Annotated in this window: 14 protein-coding genes; 4 read left to right on the top strand and 10 right to left on the bottom strand. The window is 65.7% G+C overall.

The genetic code is table 11. The features are described from left to right. Nucleotides 1–37 precede the first annotated feature (37 nt). Nucleotides 38–574 (bottom strand): 30S ribosomal protein S9, encoded by a 537-nt coding sequence (rpsI, locus tag VHC04_RS14390; protein WP_325682400.1) that lies wholly within the window; start codon nt 572–574, stop codon nt 38–40. Nucleotides 575–578: 4 nt separating this feature from the next. Then, on the bottom strand, nt 579–1,046 hold the full coding sequence (rplM, locus tag VHC04_RS14385; protein WP_325682397.1) for a 50S ribosomal protein L13: 468 nt from the start codon (nt 1,044–1,046) through the stop codon (nt 579–581). A 334-nt stretch (nt 1,047–1,380) separates the two neighbouring features. Here rplM and VHC04_RS14380 point away from each other — a divergent pair, with 334 nt between their 5' ends. Further along, entirely contained in the window at nt 1,381–2,181 is an 801-nt protein-coding gene (locus tag VHC04_RS14380) for an HpcH/HpaI aldolase family protein (RefSeq protein ID WP_325682395.1), read from the top strand. Nucleotides 2,182–2,225: 44 nt separating this feature from the next. Here VHC04_RS14380 and glpK read toward each other — a convergent pair whose 3' ends face one another. From glpK to VHC04_RS14365, 3 genes are read right to left on the bottom strand one after another with little or no spacing between them, the layout of a single operon-like run. Next, a complete protein-coding gene (glpK, locus tag VHC04_RS14375) occupies nt 2,226–3,740 on the bottom strand; it encodes a glycerol kinase GlpK (RefSeq protein WP_325682393.1) in 1,515 nt (504 codons plus the stop codon). Then, entirely contained in the window at nt 3,715–5,262 is a 1,548-nt protein-coding gene (glpD, locus tag VHC04_RS14370) for a glycerol-3-phosphate dehydrogenase (RefSeq protein WP_325682390.1), read from the bottom strand. Before glpD ends, glpK begins: the two co-directional genes overlap by 26 nt. Beyond that, nucleotides 5,250–5,384, bottom strand: coding sequence for a hypothetical protein (locus tag VHC04_RS14365; protein WP_325682388.1), 135 nt, complete (start codon nt 5,382–5,384; stop codon nt 5,250–5,252). Before VHC04_RS14365 ends, glpD begins: the two co-directional genes overlap by 13 nt. Before the next feature lie 366 nt (nt 5,385–5,750). Here VHC04_RS14365 and VHC04_RS14360 point away from each other — a divergent pair, with 366 nt between their 5' ends. The 3 genes from VHC04_RS14360 to VHC04_RS14350 all read left to right on the top strand — a co-directional run bounded on the left by VHC04_RS14360 (nt 5,751) and on the right by VHC04_RS14350 (nt 7,552). Beyond that, nucleotides 5,751–6,302, top strand: coding sequence for a VOC family protein (locus VHC04_RS14360; protein ID WP_325682386.1), 552 nt, complete (start codon nt 5,751–5,753; stop codon nt 6,300–6,302). A 1-nt stretch (nt 6,303) separates the two neighbouring features. Further along, the gene (locus tag VHC04_RS14355; RefSeq protein ID WP_325682384.1) at nt 6,304–7,227 is read left to right on the top strand and encodes an enoyl-CoA hydratase; all 924 of its coding nucleotides are present in this window, start codon (nt 6,304–6,306) and stop codon (nt 7,225–7,227) included. 85 nt (nt 7,228–7,312) lie between these two features. Then, a complete protein-coding gene (locus tag VHC04_RS14350; RefSeq protein WP_325682382.1) occupies nt 7,313–7,552 on the top strand; it encodes a hypothetical protein in 240 nt (79 codons plus the stop codon). Between the two features lie 140 nt (nt 7,553–7,692). On the opposite strand, the gene VHC04_RS14345 is transcribed toward VHC04_RS14350, so the two are convergent. The 5 genes from VHC04_RS14345 to groES form a co-directional block, all read right to left on the bottom strand. Beyond that, nucleotides 7,693–9,192, bottom strand: coding sequence for a glutamate synthase subunit beta (locus VHC04_RS14345; protein ID WP_325682380.1), 1,500 nt, complete (start codon nt 9,190–9,192; stop codon nt 7,693–7,695). A gap of 166 nt (nt 9,193–9,358) precedes the next feature. Then, entirely contained in the window at nt 9,359–13,993 is a 4,635-nt protein-coding gene (gene gltB / locus VHC04_RS14340; RefSeq protein WP_325682378.1) for a glutamate synthase large subunit, read from the bottom strand. Between the two features lie 350 nt (nt 13,994–14,343). Next, entirely contained in the window at nt 14,344–15,156 is an 813-nt protein-coding gene (locus tag VHC04_RS14335) for a ThuA domain-containing protein (protein ID WP_325682376.1), read from the bottom strand. A gap of 101 nt (nt 15,157–15,257) precedes the next feature. Then, complete coding sequence (gene groL / locus VHC04_RS14330) at nt 15,258–16,892, bottom strand: chaperonin GroEL (protein WP_325682375.1); 1,635 nt, start codon at nt 16,890–16,892, stop codon at nt 15,258–15,260. 57 nt (nt 16,893–16,949) lie between these two features. Beyond that, nucleotides 16,950–17,264 (bottom strand): co-chaperone GroES, encoded by a 315-nt coding sequence (gene groES / locus VHC04_RS14325; protein ID WP_325682373.1) that lies wholly within the window; start codon nt 17,262–17,264, stop codon nt 16,950–16,952. Between the last annotated feature and the right edge of the window lie 248 nt (nt 17,265–17,512).

The following is a 17,512-nucleotide window of genomic DNA, read 5'->3' as shown; positions in this document are numbered from 1 at the left end:
GCCGCAGGGGTGACTGCGGCCACCCCTGCCGGCCTGTTCAGCGCTTGCTGAACTGGAAGCTGCGCCGGGCCTTGGCCTTGCCGTATTTCTTGCGTTCCACCGCGCGGGAATCACGGGTGAGGAAGCCGGCGACCTTCAGAATGCCGCGCAGGTCCGGCTCGTAATGGGTCAGCGCGCGGCTGATGCCGTGCCGGACCGCGCCCGCCTGGCCGGACAGGCCGCCACCGGTGACGGTGCAGAACACGTCGAACTGGTTGTAGCGGTCCGACACCAAAAACGGCTGGGTGATCAGCATGCGCAGCACCGGCCGCGCGAAATACTCCACCACCTTCTTGTCGTTCACGATGATCTCGCCCTTGCCGGGCTTGATCCAGACGCGGGCCACGGACTCCTTGCGGCGGCCGGTGGCGTAGGAGCGGCCGAACGCATCGCGCTTCGGCTCCCGCTTCGGCGCATCGGACGGCGCGGCCGGCAGCGGCTGGCCAGAGGCGACGGCTTCCGCGGCCGCGGCGGCCTGGCGCGCGGCGAGGGCGTCCTTGAGATCGGCCAGGGTGCCGGTCTGATTTCCCGACATGCGGTCAGCCTCTCTTGTTCTTCGGGTTGAGGGCGGCGACGTCCAGCGCCTTCGGCTGCTGGCCTTCATGCGGATGTGTGGCGCCGCCATAGATGTGCAGGTGCTTCATCTGCCGGCGCTGCAGCGGGCCGCGCGTGATCATGCGCTCCACCGCCTTTTCCAGAACCCGTTCCGGATGGCGGGATTCCAGGCGCTGGCGGATCGACCGGCCCTTGATGCCGCCCGGATAGCCGGTGTGGTAATAAAATACCGACTGGTCCAGCTTGTTGCCAGTGACGCGCACCTTCTCGGCGTTGATCACCACGACATTGTCCCCGCAATCCACATGCGGCGTGAACTGGGGCTTGTGCTTGCCGCGCAGACGGTTGGCGATGACGACGGCCAGGCGGCCCAGGACCACCCCTTCGGCGTCGATCAGCACCCAGTCCTTTTTCACCTCCGCCGGCTTGATGGAGGGCGTACTCTTGAGCATGAGCGCTCCGTTGAATGGGAAGGCGCGCCTTATCGCGGTGCAGGCACGGGCGGTCAAGCGATTTTTGCTGTGGTATCATAATACCACAGCGACAGCGGGGCCAATCCCGCTGACCTGGACCGTGCCGATCCCCGCTATATCGGCAGAAGGGCTGTTTCAACCGGATGTGATTGACCGGTAGCGCGAAGCGAGGGCCGGCCGGGAAGGCGGGCTGCGCCACGGCCGGACAGCGCGCGGGATGGGAGGCGGCCGCGGCGGTGACAGGCACTGCTTGTGGACATACAGTCTCACCAGAACGCGCCGCCACGCGCGTCAGGGCAGGGGAGAACGGACCATGGCGCTGTATCACAACGCGGCCAAGCGGGCGCTGGCCGGCGGCGGGTTGTCGCTGGGATTCGGTGTGCATCATCTGCGCAGCAACGCCGTGCCGATGCTGGCCGCGGCGGGCGGCCATGATCACGTCTTCATCGATATGGAACATGGTGCCTTCACGATGCAGGAAGCGACCCAGCTCTGTATCGCCTGCCTGCCGCATGGCATCGCGCCGATCGTACGGGTCTGCGCCGGTGCGTTGGATGAGGCCACGCGGCTGTTGGACAACGGTGCGCTGGGAATCGTCGTTCCGCATGTCGATACGGAAGCGCAGGCACGGCGGATCGCCGGCGCCTTTCGTTATCCGCCGATCGGCACACGAAGCTGGGGCGGGCCACCGGCGGTCTATGGTTACCTGCCGCCGGATGTCGCCCAGGCTCAGGCCGCGATCAATGCCGAGGTGCTGATCTGCGCGATGATCGAAAGCGAGGAAGGCGTGCGCAACGTCGATGCCATTGCCGCGGTGGACGGCATCGACGTGCTGCTGGTGGGCAGCTTCGACCTGACCGCCGACCTGGGCATCGCCGGCCAGTTCCGCCACGCGCGGACCGAGGCGGCGATCCGCGCCGTCGCCGATGCGTGCCGCAAGGCCGGGAAAGCGCTGGGTGTCGGCGGCATCAGCAGCGATGACGACTGCGCCTTCTATATGGGCTTGGGTTCCCGCTTCATGACCAGCGGCAACGACCATAGTTTCCTGGTTTCCGGATCCGTCGTCGCGGCGGAACGTCTGCGGGGAATGGCGGCAGCGCAAAAACCCCTATAGCGGCCGCGCGGCGACAGCGTCGCTTCGGGCATCGATGCCGCGGGTCAATACCCTTGGGAGCCGACTTCCGGGCGCAGCAGCGCACGGGCGATCGCGTCACGCCATCCGCGATATTTCGCCGATCGTTCCGCCGCGGACATTGCCGGGATGAACCTGCGCTCCGCCCGCCACTGCGCCGCGAATGCGTCAGGGTCGGGATACAGCCCGATCGCCATCCCCGCCAGATAGGCGGCGCCGGTCGATGTCGTCTCCAGACAGGCCGGCCGATCCACCGGGGCCGCCAGGATGTCGGCCAGGAACTGCATGGTCCAGTCGCTCGCGCTCATGCCTCCATCGACACGAATGACCGACCCGCCCGCGGTATTTCCCCAATCGGCGCGCATCGCGTCCAGCAGGTCGCGGGTCTGGTAGGCGACGGCTTCCAGCGCGGCGCGCACGATCTCCTTGCGGGTCGTGCCACGCGTCATCCCGGTCAGCAGCGCGCGCGCCTCGGGATCCCAGTGGGGCGCACCCAGGCCGACGAAGGCCGGTACCAGATAGACAGCCTGGGCGGGGTCGGCCGCCGCCGCCAGCGTCCCGCTCTCGTCGGCGGCGGCGATCAGCCCCAGACCGTCGCGCAGCCATTGCACCGCCGCCCCGGCAACGAAGATCGAGCCCTCCAACGCATAGGTGCGGACGCCATCGATCTGATAGGCGATCGTCGTCACCAGCCGGTGGCGACTGGCAATGGCGGTTGTGCCGGTGTTCAGCAGCGCGAAGCAGCCGGTGCCGTAGGTCGATTTCGCCATGCCGGGCTGGAAACAGGCCTGCCCGATCAATGCGGCCTGCTGATCGCCGGCGATGCCGCGGATTGGAATCGCCGCGCCGAACAGCGACGGATCGGTGGTGCCGAAATCGGTGGCGCAGTCCCGCACCTCGGGCAGCAGGGCAGCTGGAATGCCGAACAGCGACAGCAGGTCGGAATCCCAGCTGCCGCGATGGATGTCGAACAACAATGTGCGTGCCGCGTTGGTGGCGTCCGTCGCGTGCACTGTGCCGCCGGTCAGCCGCCATAACAGGAACGTATCGACCGTCCCGAAAGCCAGTTGTCCAGCCTCGGCCGCCTCACGCGCTCCGGGAACGTTGTCCAGCAGCCAGGCGACCTTGGTGGCGGAGAAATACGGATCCAGCAGCAAACCCGTGCGTTCGCCGATCAACGGGCCGCTGCCGTCGCGCTGCATCCGTTCGCACAGCGCGGTTGTGCGCCGGTCCTGCCAGACGATCGCGTTGTGAATCGGCTTGCCCGTCCGTCTGTCCCAGATCAGCGTGGTTTCCCGCTGGTTGGTGATACCCAGGGCAGCGATATCGCGCCCGCTCCGCTTGGCTTCGGCAAGGGCTCGCCGGCAGGTCGCAACGGTCGTGGACCAGATCGCCTCCGGGTCATGCTCCACCCAGCCGGGCCGCGGGTAGATCTGGGGAAACTCCTGTTGGCTGGCGGCCCGGGGATGAACGTCGCCGTCGAAGACGACGCCGCGGGTCGAGGTCGTGCCCTGGTCAATGACCAGGATGTGGTGCGCCATGGGCGGTTTCCTTGGTTCTCGTTCCTGCGATGTCGCGCATGACGCTGCCGATGCCGTCCATCTCGGCCGCGGAAAGCCTCAGGCCCAGCTTGCTGCGGCGCCATGCCACGTCGCCGACGGTCATCGCCCATTCATGTGACATCAGATAGCGAAGTTCCGCGTCGGTCAGGCCCGCGCCGAGATCCGTGTTCACGTCGCCGCTGGCCAGTACCGTCGGCACATGCGTGCCGTAGGCATGGCACAGCCGGTGGAGCGTGGTGGCGGGCAGCAGCGGGAAGCGTGCCGACATGCGTGACACCAGGGCGTCGAACCCATCCGTCGCAAAATCGCCGCCCGGCAGGGCGGTGCGGCCGGTCCAACCGGCCTGTTCCCCGGTTGCCGCGGGCAGATGGGTTGCCAGATCGCCCAGAGCGTGTTCCGCCAGGCGCCGATAGGTGGTGATCTTGCCGCCAAATACCGATAGCAGGGCCGGTGCGCCTTCCGGTGCGTCCAGCCGCAGCACGTAGTCCCGTGTCGCCGCCGACGGATCGCCAGACCCGTCATCGAACAACGGCCGGATACCGGAGTAGGACCACACCGCCATCTCCGGCGTGACGGGCTTGCGCAGGTACGTGCTGGCGGAGCGGCAAAGATACGCGATCTCCTCCGCGCTGGCGTGCACCTGGTCGGGGTCGCCGTCAAAATCCTGGTCGGTGGTGCCGATCAGCGTGAAGTCCTGCTCATAGGGAATGACGAACAAGATGCGTCCGTCGGCATTCTGGAAGATGTAGCAGGAACTATGGTCGTAGAGCCTGGGCACCACGATGTGGCTGCCCTGGACCAGGCGGACCTTCGCCGTCACGTTCGCCCGGATCACCGCGGCTGCCACCTGCGCCACCCACGGCCCGGTCGCATTCACCAGTGCGGTGGCGGTGACCAGGCGTGTCCGGCCGGTGATTTCATGGCGAACCATCAGGTGCCATGTACCGGCCTTGCGTTCCGCGGACAGGCATCTGGTCCGCGGCGCGATCTCGGCGCCCCTGTCGGCCGCATCGCGCGCGTTCAGCACCACCAGCCGAGCGTCATCGACCCGGCAATCGGAGTATTCGAAGCCGCGGGTGAACTCCGGCTTCAGCAGCCTGCCGGACGGACCATCCCGCAGCCGCAGCGTCCGGGTCGGCGGCAGGCGTCTGCGCCCGCCCAGATGGTCGTACAGAAACAGTCCCAATCGCAGCATCCACGCCGGGCGCAAGCCATGATGGTGCGGCAGGATGAAGCGCAGCGGACGGATGATATGCGGCGCGATCCCCCACAGCACCTCCCGCTCCATCAGCGCCTCCCGCACCAGGCGGAATTCGTAATGTTCCAGATAGCGCAGTCCGCCATGGATCAGCTTGGTGGAGGCGCTGGAGGTCCCGGAGGCCAGATCGCCTTTGTCGCACAGGAACACGCGATGGCCGCGCCCGGCCGCGTCGCGGGCGATGCCGCAGCCATTGATGCCACCGCCAATGATGGCGATATCAAAATGATCTAGCTCAGCCATGCCAGCAGTAAGGGCAAGATGAAGAAGGAACCGAAGGTGGAAACCAGCACGGCGCCGGAGGTCGATCCGGCCTCCCGCCCGTAAAGCTGGGCCAGGATGAAGGCGCCGGCCCCGGTGGGCAAGGCGCTCCGGTGGGCAAGGCGCTCCGGTGGGCCAGGCGCTCATCAGCACGGCTGTCCCGGCCCAGGCGGGTGGCAGGTTCGCCAGTCGGAAGGCGATGAACCAGATGGCGGTGGGCTGCGAAGCGGTTCAGCGCGGCCGTGGCGTCGCGCCCCAGAAAACCTTGGCGTCCGGTGATGCCGCCGATCAGGATCAACAGGGATACCCGGCACCGCCACCGGCAGGACAGCCAGCACGCGGTCTGTTTCTCCTGTGGTCCCCCCAATGGTGTGATTCCCCAATAGGTCGCTTGCCGGATGGGCCGCTTGCCAGGCAATGGTCCCGGGCCTTCAATAGCCCAATAAGAGCAGGGGACGGAGGGAACGAAGATGGGGACGATCCGGGCGCGCCTGTCGCATGTCGGCGTCTATGCGCACGATAAGCCGAGGCTGGTCGATTTCTACACCCATGTGCTGGGGCTGATGGTGACCGATAGCGGCACCGCCCGCAGCGGCATGGACCTCACCTTCATGAGCGCCAGCCCGACCAATCACCACCAGTTCGTGCTCGTTTCCGGGCGGCCGGACACCACCGGATTCAATCCGATCAACCAGATCTCCTTCATGGTCGATTCCCTGGCGGAATTGCGGGAGGTGCATCGCCGCGCGCTGGATCGTGGCGCGACCGACATGCGCGTGATCAGCCATGGCAACGCCTGGTCCTGCTACTTCAAGGACCCGGAAGGCAATGTCGTGGAGGCCTATCTGGACACGCCGTTCCACGTGCCGCAGCCGCATGGCGATCCGCTGGACCTGTCAAAATCCGATGAGGAGATCATGCGGGAGACGGAAGCGGTCTGCCGCGCCGATCCGGGCTTCATGATGATCGCCGATTACCAGCGCCAGATGGCCGACCGGTTGTCGGCGGCGGGAGCCAACTGAGATGGACGCCACCACCGCCGCCACCCCGCAGATCCGCTACGAGACGCCGGCGTCGCACATCGCCCGGATCGTCATGGCGCGGCCACAAGCGCACAACGCCCAGGGCTTGCAGATGACCTACGAGCTGAACGACGCGTTCAGCCGAGCGGCGCTGGATGAGAGCGTGAAGGTGATCATTCTGGCGGCGGACGGCAGGAATTTCTCCGCCGGCCACGACCTGTCTGGCGATGCCGGCAAGACTCTGCGCGATTTCCCCACCGTCGGCACCTGGGCCGGCTTCGAGGCCGACGGCGCCGAGGCGCGGTATGGGCGGGAAATGGAAATCTACCTTGAGATGTGTGAGCGCTGGCGCAACCTGTCCAAGCCGACCATCGCGCAGGTGCAGGGCAAGTGCATCGCCGGTGGACTGATGCTGGCCTGGGTCTGCGACCTGATCATCGCCAGCGATGACGCCACGTTTAAGGACCCGGTGATCGATTTCGGCATCTGCGGTGTGGAGTTCTTCAATCATCCGTGGGAGCTGGGCATTCGCAAGGCGAAGGAGTTCCTGTTCACGGCGGAGGAGATCACGGCTCAGGAAGCGGCGGCGCACGGCATGGTCAACCGCGTGGTGCCGCGCGCCGAATTGGAGGCGACGACGCTGGCCCTGGCGGAACGGATCGCCGCGAAGCCGGCCTTCGCGCTGAAGGCGACGAAGCAGGCGCTGAACCATGTGCAGGACGTGCAGGGGCGGCGGAACGCGCAGATGCACGCGTTCAGCCTGCATCATTTGCTGCATGCGCATAACGAATTGGTCTACGGGCTGCCGATGGACCCGAACGGCTTGCCGGATACGGTGCGGGACAAGGTCTTCGCCCGCGCCGCCGCGGCCAAGGCCGCGCGCGAGAAGGCGCGGGCCGACGCTGCCGGCAAGGCAGGCGGCTGACCACCCCACCTGGCGGGAGGGGTAACGATCGCGGCGAGTCCGGATGGCGACGCGCGATCGCGGTGACCGCCCTCGGGAGGATCGGATGCCCATCAAAGCCATCGTCTTCGACGCCCATGGAACGCTGTATGACGTCGCGTCGGTCGGCACCGCCATCGATGCCGTCTTTCCGGGCCGGGCAGACCTGATCACCGCGATCTGGCGAATGAAGCAATTGGAATACTCCTGGCTTTGCACGTTGATGCGGCGTTGGGAGGATTTCCGACAGGTCACGCGTGCCTTCATTCGCTCCCCCTCGAGAGACGGAGTTACCTCGGCACGATAAATCCGGACCGATGAACGATTGTGAGCCGGCTCAGTCCGGCAGAGATTGGGACGGAAGGGGGACGCAGCGGCAAACATGGCCCCAGGCAAAAAGCCCCGGCGAAACGACCGCCGGGGCTTTTCAAGTCAGGCTGCAACCGATCAGCGCGGCAACGTGCTGCTGCCCATCAGGAACATGTCCACCGCTCTGGCGCATTGCCGCCCCTCGCGGATCGCCCAGACCACCAGCGACTGGCCGCGGCGCATATCGCCCGCCGCGAACAGCTTATCGCGCGAGGTCTTGTAGTCGACGGTATTGGCCAGCACGTTGCCGCGCGGATCCAGCTCCACCTTGGCCTGATCCAGCAGCGGGCCGCGGCGCGGGCCCAGGAAGCCCATCGCCAGCAGCACCAGATCCGCCTTCAACCGAAACGCACTGCCGGCGATCTCCTGCATCACCATGCGGCCATCCGGTGTGCGATCCCATTCGACACGCACGCAGTCCAGAGCCTCGACCTTGCCATCCTTGCCGACCGCCTGTTTGGTCAGCACGGCCCAGTCACGTTCCACGCCTTCATCATGCGCGTGGGACGAACGCAGCTTGGTCGGCCAGTCCGGCCAGACCATTGCCTTGTTTTCCTTCACCGGGGGCTTCGGCATGATTTCGATCTGAACGATGGAAGCCGCGCCCTGGCGGGCCGAGGTGCCGATACAGTCCGATCCGGTATCGCCACCGCCGATGACCACGACGTGCTTGCCCTTGGCGCTGATCGTCCCGGTGGGTGCCGCCTTGCTTTCTTGGTCGCCGGCATCGCGCTTGTTCTGCTGGGTCAGAAAGTCCATCGCGTAATGGATGCCCGCCAGCTCGCGCCCGTTGACGTCGAGGTTGCGGGGCCATTCGGCACCACCCGTCAGCACGACGGCATCGTACTGGCCAAGCAGCGCATCCACGGTGACGTCCTTGCCGACCTCGACGCCGGTTTTGAACGTCACGCCCTCGGCCGCCATCTGGTCGATGCGGCGATCGATCAGGTGCTTTTCCATCTTGAAGTCGGGGATGCCATAGCGCAGCAGCCCGCCGACGCGGTCCTGCTTCTCGATCAACGTCACGTCATGTCCGGCCCGCGCGAGCTGCTGGGCACAGGCGAGTCCCGCCGGGCCGGAACCGACGACGGCGACCGTCCGGCCGGTCTTGCGCGGCGGAAGCTGCGGCCTGATCCAGCCTTCCTGCCAGCCGCGATCAACGATGGCACACTCGATCGTTTTGATGGTCACCGGGTTGTCGTCGATGTTCAGCGTGCAGGCCGCCTCGCACGGGGCGGGACAGATGCGGCCGGTGAATTCGGGGAAGTTGTTGGTGGATTGCAGGTTGATCAGCGCCTGCTGCCAGTGTTCCCGATAGACCAGATTGTTCCAGTCCGGGATCTGGTTGTTGACCGGACAGCCGTTGTGACAGAACGGAATGCCGCAATCCATGCAGCGCGCCGCCTGGCCGTTCAGTTCCTCGGCCGAAAGCGGCTTAATGAATTCGTTGAAATGCTTGAGCCGGGCCTCGGGCTTCTCGTAGGTGCGGTCGTGCCGCTCGATTTCCAGAAAGCCGGTGATCTTCCCCATCGTCGTCTCCGTGGACCGGCGGTTCGGCCGGTCTTTGTGGTCATTCATGCCATTGCGGCGTCATCGCTGGTCGCGCCGCGTCGTCATGGCGGCGGGGCTTCGCTGTGCCGTCATGGTCGGCGCGGGCCGACCATCCACGCCCGTGTTTGCCCCTGGCACCGATCAGGCGTGGATGGCGGACTTTCGTCCGCCATGACGGGTAGCGGGTATCCGACTATTCCGCCGCCACGATCTTCGAGGCCTGTTCCTGCGCGCGCATGTCCAACAGGGCGCGCCGATACTCCTTCGGCATCACCTTGACGAACGTCGTCAGCGCATTGTCCCAGTCATCCAGAAGCGCCCTCGCCTTGGCGCTGCCGGTGAACAGCAGATGCCGCTCGACCAGGATGCGCAGACGCTCCGCGTCGAAGCGCAGCGGATCGCCCATGCCGGAATCGTCCACGCTGGACGCACGCTGACGCGGCCGACCGGCGACATCGGCCAGACCCAGCTCCGCCGTGCCGACCGGTTCCAGGTCGACGCCAGACAGGTTGCACAGCTTCGGGAAGCGGCCGGTTTCATCATGGACATAGGCGATGCCGCCCGACATGCCGGCCGCGAAGTTGCGTCCGGTGCTACCCAGCACCACCACCACGCCACCGGTCATGTATTCGCAGCCATGGTCTCCCACGCCCTCGACCACCGCCACCGCGCCCGAGTTGCGTACCGCGAAACGTTCCCCGGCGACGCCGTGGAAATAGGCCTCACCAGCGATGGCGCCATACAGCACGGTGTTACCGACGATAATGTTCTCGGTCGGATTGCGCTTCACCATGGGTGGCTGCTTCACGACCACGCGGCCGCCGGACAGCCCCTTGCCGACATAGTCGTTGGCGTCGCCTTCCAGGTTCAGCGTCACACCGCGGGCCAGGAACGCACCAAAGCTCTGGCCGGCATTGCCGCGCAGACTGATGGCGATCGTATCCTCGGGCAGGCCGGCATGGCCATAACGACGAGCCACCTCACCCGACAGCATGGCCCCGACCGTGCGGTTGATGTTGCGGATCGGGTGTTCCAGCCGCACCGGCGTCTGGTTCTCCAGCGCCGCCTTGGACTCGCGGATCAGCACCTGGTCCAGCGCCTTGTCCAGGTGATGGTCCTGGTTTTCGGTATGGTAGATGCCGATGCCCGGCTTCAGCGCCGGCTGGTACAGGATCTTCGTCAGGTCGACGCCATGGGCCTTCCAGTGCGCGATCACCTTGCGGGTATCCAGCTTGCCCACCTGGCCGACCATCTCATTGAAGCTGCGGAAGCCCAGCTTCGCCATCAGCTCCCGCACTTCCTCGGCGACGAAGAAGAAGAAGTTGATGACGTGCTCCGGCGTGCCGGTGAAGCGCTTGCGCAGCACCGGGTCCTGCGTCGCCACCCCGACCGGGCAGGTGTTCAGATGGCACTTCCGCATCATGATGCAGCCGGCGGCGATCAGCGGCGCGGTGGCGAAGCCGAACTCGTCGGCACCCAGCAGCGCGCCGATCACCACGTCGCGGCCGGTCCGCAGGCCACCATCCACCTGCACGACGATACGTGAGCGCAGGCCGTTCAGCACCAGCGTCTGCTGGGTCTCGGCCAGGCCGATCTCCCACGGCGAGCCAGCATGCGTCAACGAGGTCAGCGGGCTGGCGCCGGTGCCACCCTCGAAGCCGGCGATCGTCACATGGTCGGCGCGCGCCTTGGACACGCCGGCCGCTACGGTGCCGACCCCGACCTCGGAGACCAGCTTGACCGAGATGCGCGCCGCCGGGTTGGCGTTCTTCAGGTCATGGATGAGCTGCGCCAGGTCCTCGATCGAGTAGATATCGTGGTGTGGCGGCGGCGAGATCAGGCCGACCCCGGGCGTCGAATGCCGCACCCGGGCGATGTTCTTGTCCACCTTGTCGCCGGGAAGCTGTCCGCCTTCGCCCGGCTTCGCGCCCTGGGCCATCTTGATCTGGATGTCGTCGGCGTTGACCAGGTACTCGGTCGTCACGCCGAACCGGCCCGATGCCACCTGCTTGATCGCCGATCGCATGGAGTCGCCATTCGGCAGCGGTGTGAACCGGTCGGCCTCTTCGCCGCCCTCGCCGGTGTTCGACTTGCCGCCGATCCGGTTCATGGCGATCGCCAAGGTGGTGTGCGCCTCCCGCGAGATGGAGCCGAAGCTCATCGCGCCGGTGGCGAAGCGCTTGACGATCTCGCTGGCCGGCTCGACCTCCTCCAGCGGCACAGGTGTCGGAGCGAACTTGAATTCCATCAGCCCGCGGATGGTCAGCAACCGCTCGCTCTGGTCGTTGATGGTCTTGGCGAACGCCGCGTATTCCGACGGCAGGTTGCCGCGGACGGCGTGCTGCAGCCTGGAGATCGAGTCTGGTGTCCAGGCATGCGTTTCGCCGCGCAGGCGGAACGCATAGTCGCCGCCGACATCCAGCATCTGCTGGTAGATCGGATTGTCGCCATAGGCGGCGCGATGGCGGGTCACCGCTTCCTCGGCGATCTCCAGAAAGCCCACGCCCTCGATCGAGGTCGCGGTGCCGGTGAAGCATTTCTCGACGAAGGCCGAGGACAGGCCGACCGCATCGAAGATCTGCGCGCCGCAATAGGATTGGTAGGTGGAGATGCCCATCTTGGACATCACCTTCATGATCCCCTTGCCGATCGCCTTCAGATAGTTCTTCTGCACCTCATGGGCGGTCTTGCTCAGGTTGGCATCCAGGCGGATCTGTTCCAGCGTCTCGAACGCCAGATAGGGGTTCACCGCCTCGGCGCCATAGCCGGCCAGCACGCAGAAATGGTGCACCTCGCGTGCCTCGCCGGTTTCCACGACGATACCCGTGCTCATGCGCAGGCCCTGGCGGACCAGATGCTTGTGCACGGCCGACGTTGCCAGCAAGGACGGGACGGCGATGCGGTTGGGGCCGACTTCCCGGTCTGACAGGATCAGGATGGAATAATCCGCCAGCACCGCCTCGGTCGCTTCGAAGCAGATACGCGTGATCGCCTTCTCCATGCCGGCCGCCCCTTCGTCGGCGGGCCAGGTGATGTCGATGGTCTGGGTGCGGAAGGCGCCACCGGCCAGGTTGTCGATATCGCGGATCTTCTCCAGATCGGTGTTGGTCAGGATCGGCTGCGACACCTCCAGGCGCAGGAAGTTGCCGGCGTGATGGCCCAGCAGGTTGGGCCGGGGGCCGATGAAGGACACCAGCGACATCACCAGTTCCTCGCGGATCGGGTCGATCGGCGGGTTGGTGACCTGGGCGAAGTTCTGCTTGAAGTAGTTGAACAGCAGCTTCGGCTTGTCCGACAGCACCGCCAGCGGCGTGTCGGTGCCCATCGAGCCGACCGGGTCGTCGCCATTGCGGGCCATCGGCTCCAGGAAGAACTGGATGTCCTCCTGCGTGTAGCCGAAGGCCTGCTGCACCTTCAGCAGCGCGTTCGTGTCGTTCGGCCGGGGCAGGGCACGCCGCTCCTCGGATTGCGGCAGTTCCGCCAGCTTGAACTGGGTCTGCTTCAGCCAGTCGGAGTAGGGATGCTCCCGCGCGAGCTTCTGCTTGATCTCCGCGTCATCGATGATGCGGCCTTCCTCCAGGTCGATCAGCAGCATCTTACCGGGCTGCAGGCGCCACTTCTTGACGATCTTCTCCTCCGGCACCGGCAGCACGCCGGATTCCGAGGCGAGGATGACATAGTCATCGTCGGTGACGACGTAGCGCGCCGGGCGGAGCCCGTTGCGGTCCAGCGTGGCGCCGATCTGGCGGCCATCGGTGAAGGCGATGGCGGCCGGCCCGTCCCACGGCTCCATCAGCGCAGCATAGTACTCATAGAAAGCCCGCCGCTCCGGATCCATCAGCGGATCCTGCGCCCAGGCCTCCGGGATCAGCATCATCATCGCGTGGGCCAGCGAGTAGCCGCCGGCAACCAGGATCTCCAGCGCGTTGTCGATGCAGGCAGTGTCCGACTGACCGTGCGGGATGATCGGCCACATCTTATTCAGGTCCGGCCCGATCAGGTCGGATTCCATCGACCGGCGGCGCGCATACATCCAGTTCACGTTGCCGCGGACGGTGTTGATCTCGCCGTTATGGGCCAGGAACCGGTAGGGGTGGGCCAGTTTCCAGGACGGGAAGGTGTTGGTGGAGAACCGCTGATGCACCAGCGCCAGCGCCGAGATCGTCAGCGGGTTGCGCAAATCGTGGTAGAAGCTGCCGACCTGGTTGGCGAGCAGCAGACCCTTGTAGACAATGGTCCGGGTAGAGAATGACGGCATATAGAGTTCCGTCAGGCCGGCGATGCCTTTCCTCTCCTCGGTTGCCCGCAGATTGTTCAGGATTTGTTTGCGGATCGCCAAAATCTTCCGCTCGAACCCATCCTGGTCGCGGATCGACATGTTGGAGGCGACGACAGCCTGCCGGATCACCGGCATGGTTTCGATCACTGTCTTGCCCAGGCCGGTCAGCTCGGTCGGCACGTCACGCCAGCCGACCATGGACTGGCCTTCCTTGGCGACCGTCTCCTCGAAATGCTGTTCGGCGATCGCGCGTGCCTTGGGATCGCGCGGCAGGAAGCACATGGCCACGGCATAGCGGCCGGCCGCCGGCAGCGACTTGCCGCTCGCCCGAGCCCAGTCGTTCAGCAGGGCGTCCGGCATCTGGATCAGGATGCCCGCGCCGTCGCCCACCAGCGGATCAGCCCCGACCGCGCCGCGGTGGTCGAGATTCTCCAGGATCTTCAGACCCTGGGTGATGATGTCATGAGATTTTCGGCCCTTGATGTTGACGACGAAGCCGACGCCACAGGAGTCGTGCTCATTAATCGGGTCGTACAGGCCTTGTCTCATTACCTCATACATTCGTTCTACTTTCGAAGACGATACGGTGCCGCGGCGGTCGCCCTTTGATATCCGCGTAAGCAATCCTTGTGCCTACGGCGCCCGGAGAAAGGCAACAATCCTGCCGCATTGCAACGTACGATAAGTTTGGTGTGGCCGGCAAGGCGCTATCTGCCGGTTTTGTTCACGCTCCGCGCCGGTCTGGGCAGAGCGCGCGGCAGTGCTCCGGCACGCCGGGGACGCTGGTGCGCCGCCATTCCTTGGCAACCGGGTTCGCCGACCGCGTCCGCTCCTGGCGGGGACGGAGGAATGGCGCGTGTCAATCGCACAACGTGTACTCGCACAAGGCGCCGGTCCGGTCAGGCCCGCAGCGCCCAGGTCACGGCATTGTCCAGCAGCGTGGCAAAGGCGTCGCTCTGCCAGGCACCCAGCACCGTCGCCGGCATCGTGTCGGTCGGATCGCGCGGACCGGGTCGGGCGGCGGGGCTGTGACAATGCCCGAGCGCGCAGTAGATGACGGCGCCCCGGCCGACGGGCCGGACATAGGCGATCGCCCTTGTTCGGCCGTCCGTCAGCAGCGACGTGTCGCCGCCGTAGAGTGGTCCCACCGCCGGGGATGTCGCGGCCGCGTCCGTGTAGGTGGCGGTCAGAAGAAGATGCACCGATGCAGGGTCTTGCAGGGCGATGAAATAGGGCTCGTCCTCGACCACAAAGCTGGCGGACAGCCCTTGCGTGACCGGATGACCGCCATCGGCCACATCGACCTGAAAGCGGCAGAGAGGCGGATGCGTCAGGAACAGGCTGCCCAACAGCGCGTGATGCGGCATGCGCACGGTCCGCCGCTGCCGCAGACCCTCCACCCGCTCGGCCTTGCCGCCGCTGGTGCCGTGCAGCGCCAGCCAATGGCCGCCCGCGTCCAGCCAGGCCCGTAATTCCCCGCACTGCGCCGGGTCGGGGAACGGTCCGGCGACATAGGTGACAAGCAGGCGGCTGAGCGGCAGCCATCTGGACAGGTCCGCGAAATCGTTGCCGGCCGAAGCGGGAACATCCCGCTCCGCCAGAATGCCAAGCAGGCGAAGACGGGCGTAGTCATGGTCATGGCCGGCCGGGGAACCAGGCGGGAATCCGCCGGTGATCAGGTGTGCGCGGCGCGGCGGTGTCTTGTCTGCCATTGGAACGGCCTCCCGAGAGCAGCGTAAGTCCGTCTGGTGGCCAAGGAAAAGGGGCGGACCTTGCGATCCGCCCCCTTGAACGCGTTGAAAGAGACCTCGGCTTAGAAGTCCATCCCGTCCATGCCACCGCCCGGCGGCATCGGCGGCGCCTTCTTCTCCGGCTTCTCGGCCACCATCGCCTCGGTGGTGATCAGCAGGCCGGACACCGACGCGGCATCCTGCAGCGCGGTGCGCACGACCTTGGTCGGGTCGATGATGCCGGACTTCACCAGGTCCTTGAACTCGCCACTCTGCGCGTCAAAGCCCCAGTTGTACTCTTCCTTCTCCAGCGTCTTGCCGGCGATCACCGCACCGTCCTCACCGGCGTTCTCGGAGATCTGGCGCAGCGGAGTCTGGATCGCCTTGCGGACGATCTCGACGCCGAAGCGCTGGTCGTCATTTTCGGCCTTCAGCTTGGACAGGATCAGGCTGGCACGGGCCAGGGCAACGCCGCCGCCTGGAACGATGCCTTCCTCGACCGCGGCGCGGGTCGCATGCAGCGCGTCGTCGACGCGGTCCTTGCGCTCCTTCACCTCGACCTCGGTGCTGCCACCGACGCGGATCACCGCGACGCCACCAGCCAGTTTCGCCAGACGCTCCTGCAGCTTCTCACGGTCGTAGTCCGAGGTGGTCTCCTCGATCTGCGCCCGGATCTGCGCGCAACGGCCCTGGATGTCGGCCTTCTTGCCCGCGCCCTCGACGATCGTGGTGTTTTCCTTCTCGATCAGGATCTTCTTGGCCTTGCCGAGGTCGTTCAGCTTGACGTTCTCGAGCTTGATGCCGAGGTCTTCGCTGATCACCGTGCCGCCGGTCAGGATCGCGATGTCTTCCAGCATCGCCTTGCGGCGGTCACCGAAGCCAGGCGCCTTCACGGCAGCGACCTTCAGGCCGCCACGCAGCTTGTTCACCACCAGGGTGGCCAGGGCCTCGCCCTCGACATCCTCGGCGATGATCACCAGCGGCCGGCCGGACTGCACGATGCTTTCCAGCAGCGGCAGCATCGGCTGCAGGCCGGACAGCTTCTTCTCGTGGATCAGGATGTAGGGCTGATCCATCTCGGCGATCATCTTCTCCGCATTCGTGATGAAGTACGGGGAGACATAGCCGCGGTCGAACTGCATGCCCTCGACGACGTCCAGCTCGGTCTGGATGCCCTTGGCTTCCTCGACCGTGATCACGCCCTCATTGCCGACCTTCTGCATGGCCTCGGAGATCATCTTGCCGATCTCGGCCTCGCCATTGGCGGAGATCGTGCCAACCTGCGCCGTCTCGGCGGGGGTGGTGATCTTCTTGGTGCGCTTCTTCAGCTCCTCGACGACGGCGCCAACCGCCTTGTCGATGCCGCGCTTCAGGTCCATCGGGTTCATGCCCGCGGCCACGGCCTTCGCGCCCTCACGCACGATCGCCTGCGCCAGCACGGTCGCGGTCGTCGTGCCGTCACCGGCGACGTCATTGGTCTTGCTGGCGACTTCGCGCACCATCTGCGCGCCCATGTTCTCGAACTTGTCGGCCAGCTCGATCTCCTTGGCGACGGTCACCCCGTCCTTGGTGATCCGCGGCGCGCCGAAGCTCTTGTCCAGCACAACATTGCGGCCCTTCGGACCCAGCGTCACCTTCACGGCGTCGGCCAGGATGTCCACACCGCGCAGCATGCGGGCACGGGCGTCGCCGGCAAAGCGGACGTCTTTAGCTGCCATTGTCTCTTTCCTCTTGGTCTGTGTTCAGATCGTGCGAAACGCGTCCGAAAGCCCCGCTCAGGCGGCCTTCTTCTTCGCCGCCGACGTGTCGATGATGCCCATGATGTCGGACTCCTTCATGATCAGGAGTTCTTCACCATCCAGCTTCACCTCGGTGCCGGACCACTTGCCGAACAGGATGCGGTCGCCCGCCTTGACATCCAGCGCGACCAGCTGGCCCTGTTCATTGCGCGCGCCGGGGCCGACGGCGATGACTTCGCCTTCCATCGGCTTTTCCTTCGCGGTATCCGGGATGATGATGCCGCCCGCGGTCTTCTCTTCAGCCGTGATACGGCGGACGACGACGCGGTCGTGCAGGGGACGGAAGCTCATTCTCTTCGCTCCTGAGTTCGATCTCAGTCAAACATGATTACGCTGCCAATGCCGGCGTGGCGGGCCTTGCAGGAAGCACCCGATCCGGACTGTTAGCACTCCCCCTCAGGGAGTGCCAGCGATCTAGGCGCCTGACGTGCGAGAGTCAAGGGTCTGGCAGCACTCTCGCGCAGTGAGTGCTAACACTCTGAAATCACGATATTTTTTCATTGCGCATTGCAGACGCGCTCCGACATCATCTTGTCATC

The organism is Rhodopila sp., from assembly GCF_035548095.1.
GTDB lineage: Bacteria > Pseudomonadota > Alphaproteobacteria > Acetobacterales > Acetobacteraceae > Rhodopila.
The sequence above is the reverse complement of the archived record's forward strand: the minus strand, read 5'-3'. Positions and strand labels throughout refer to the sequence as shown.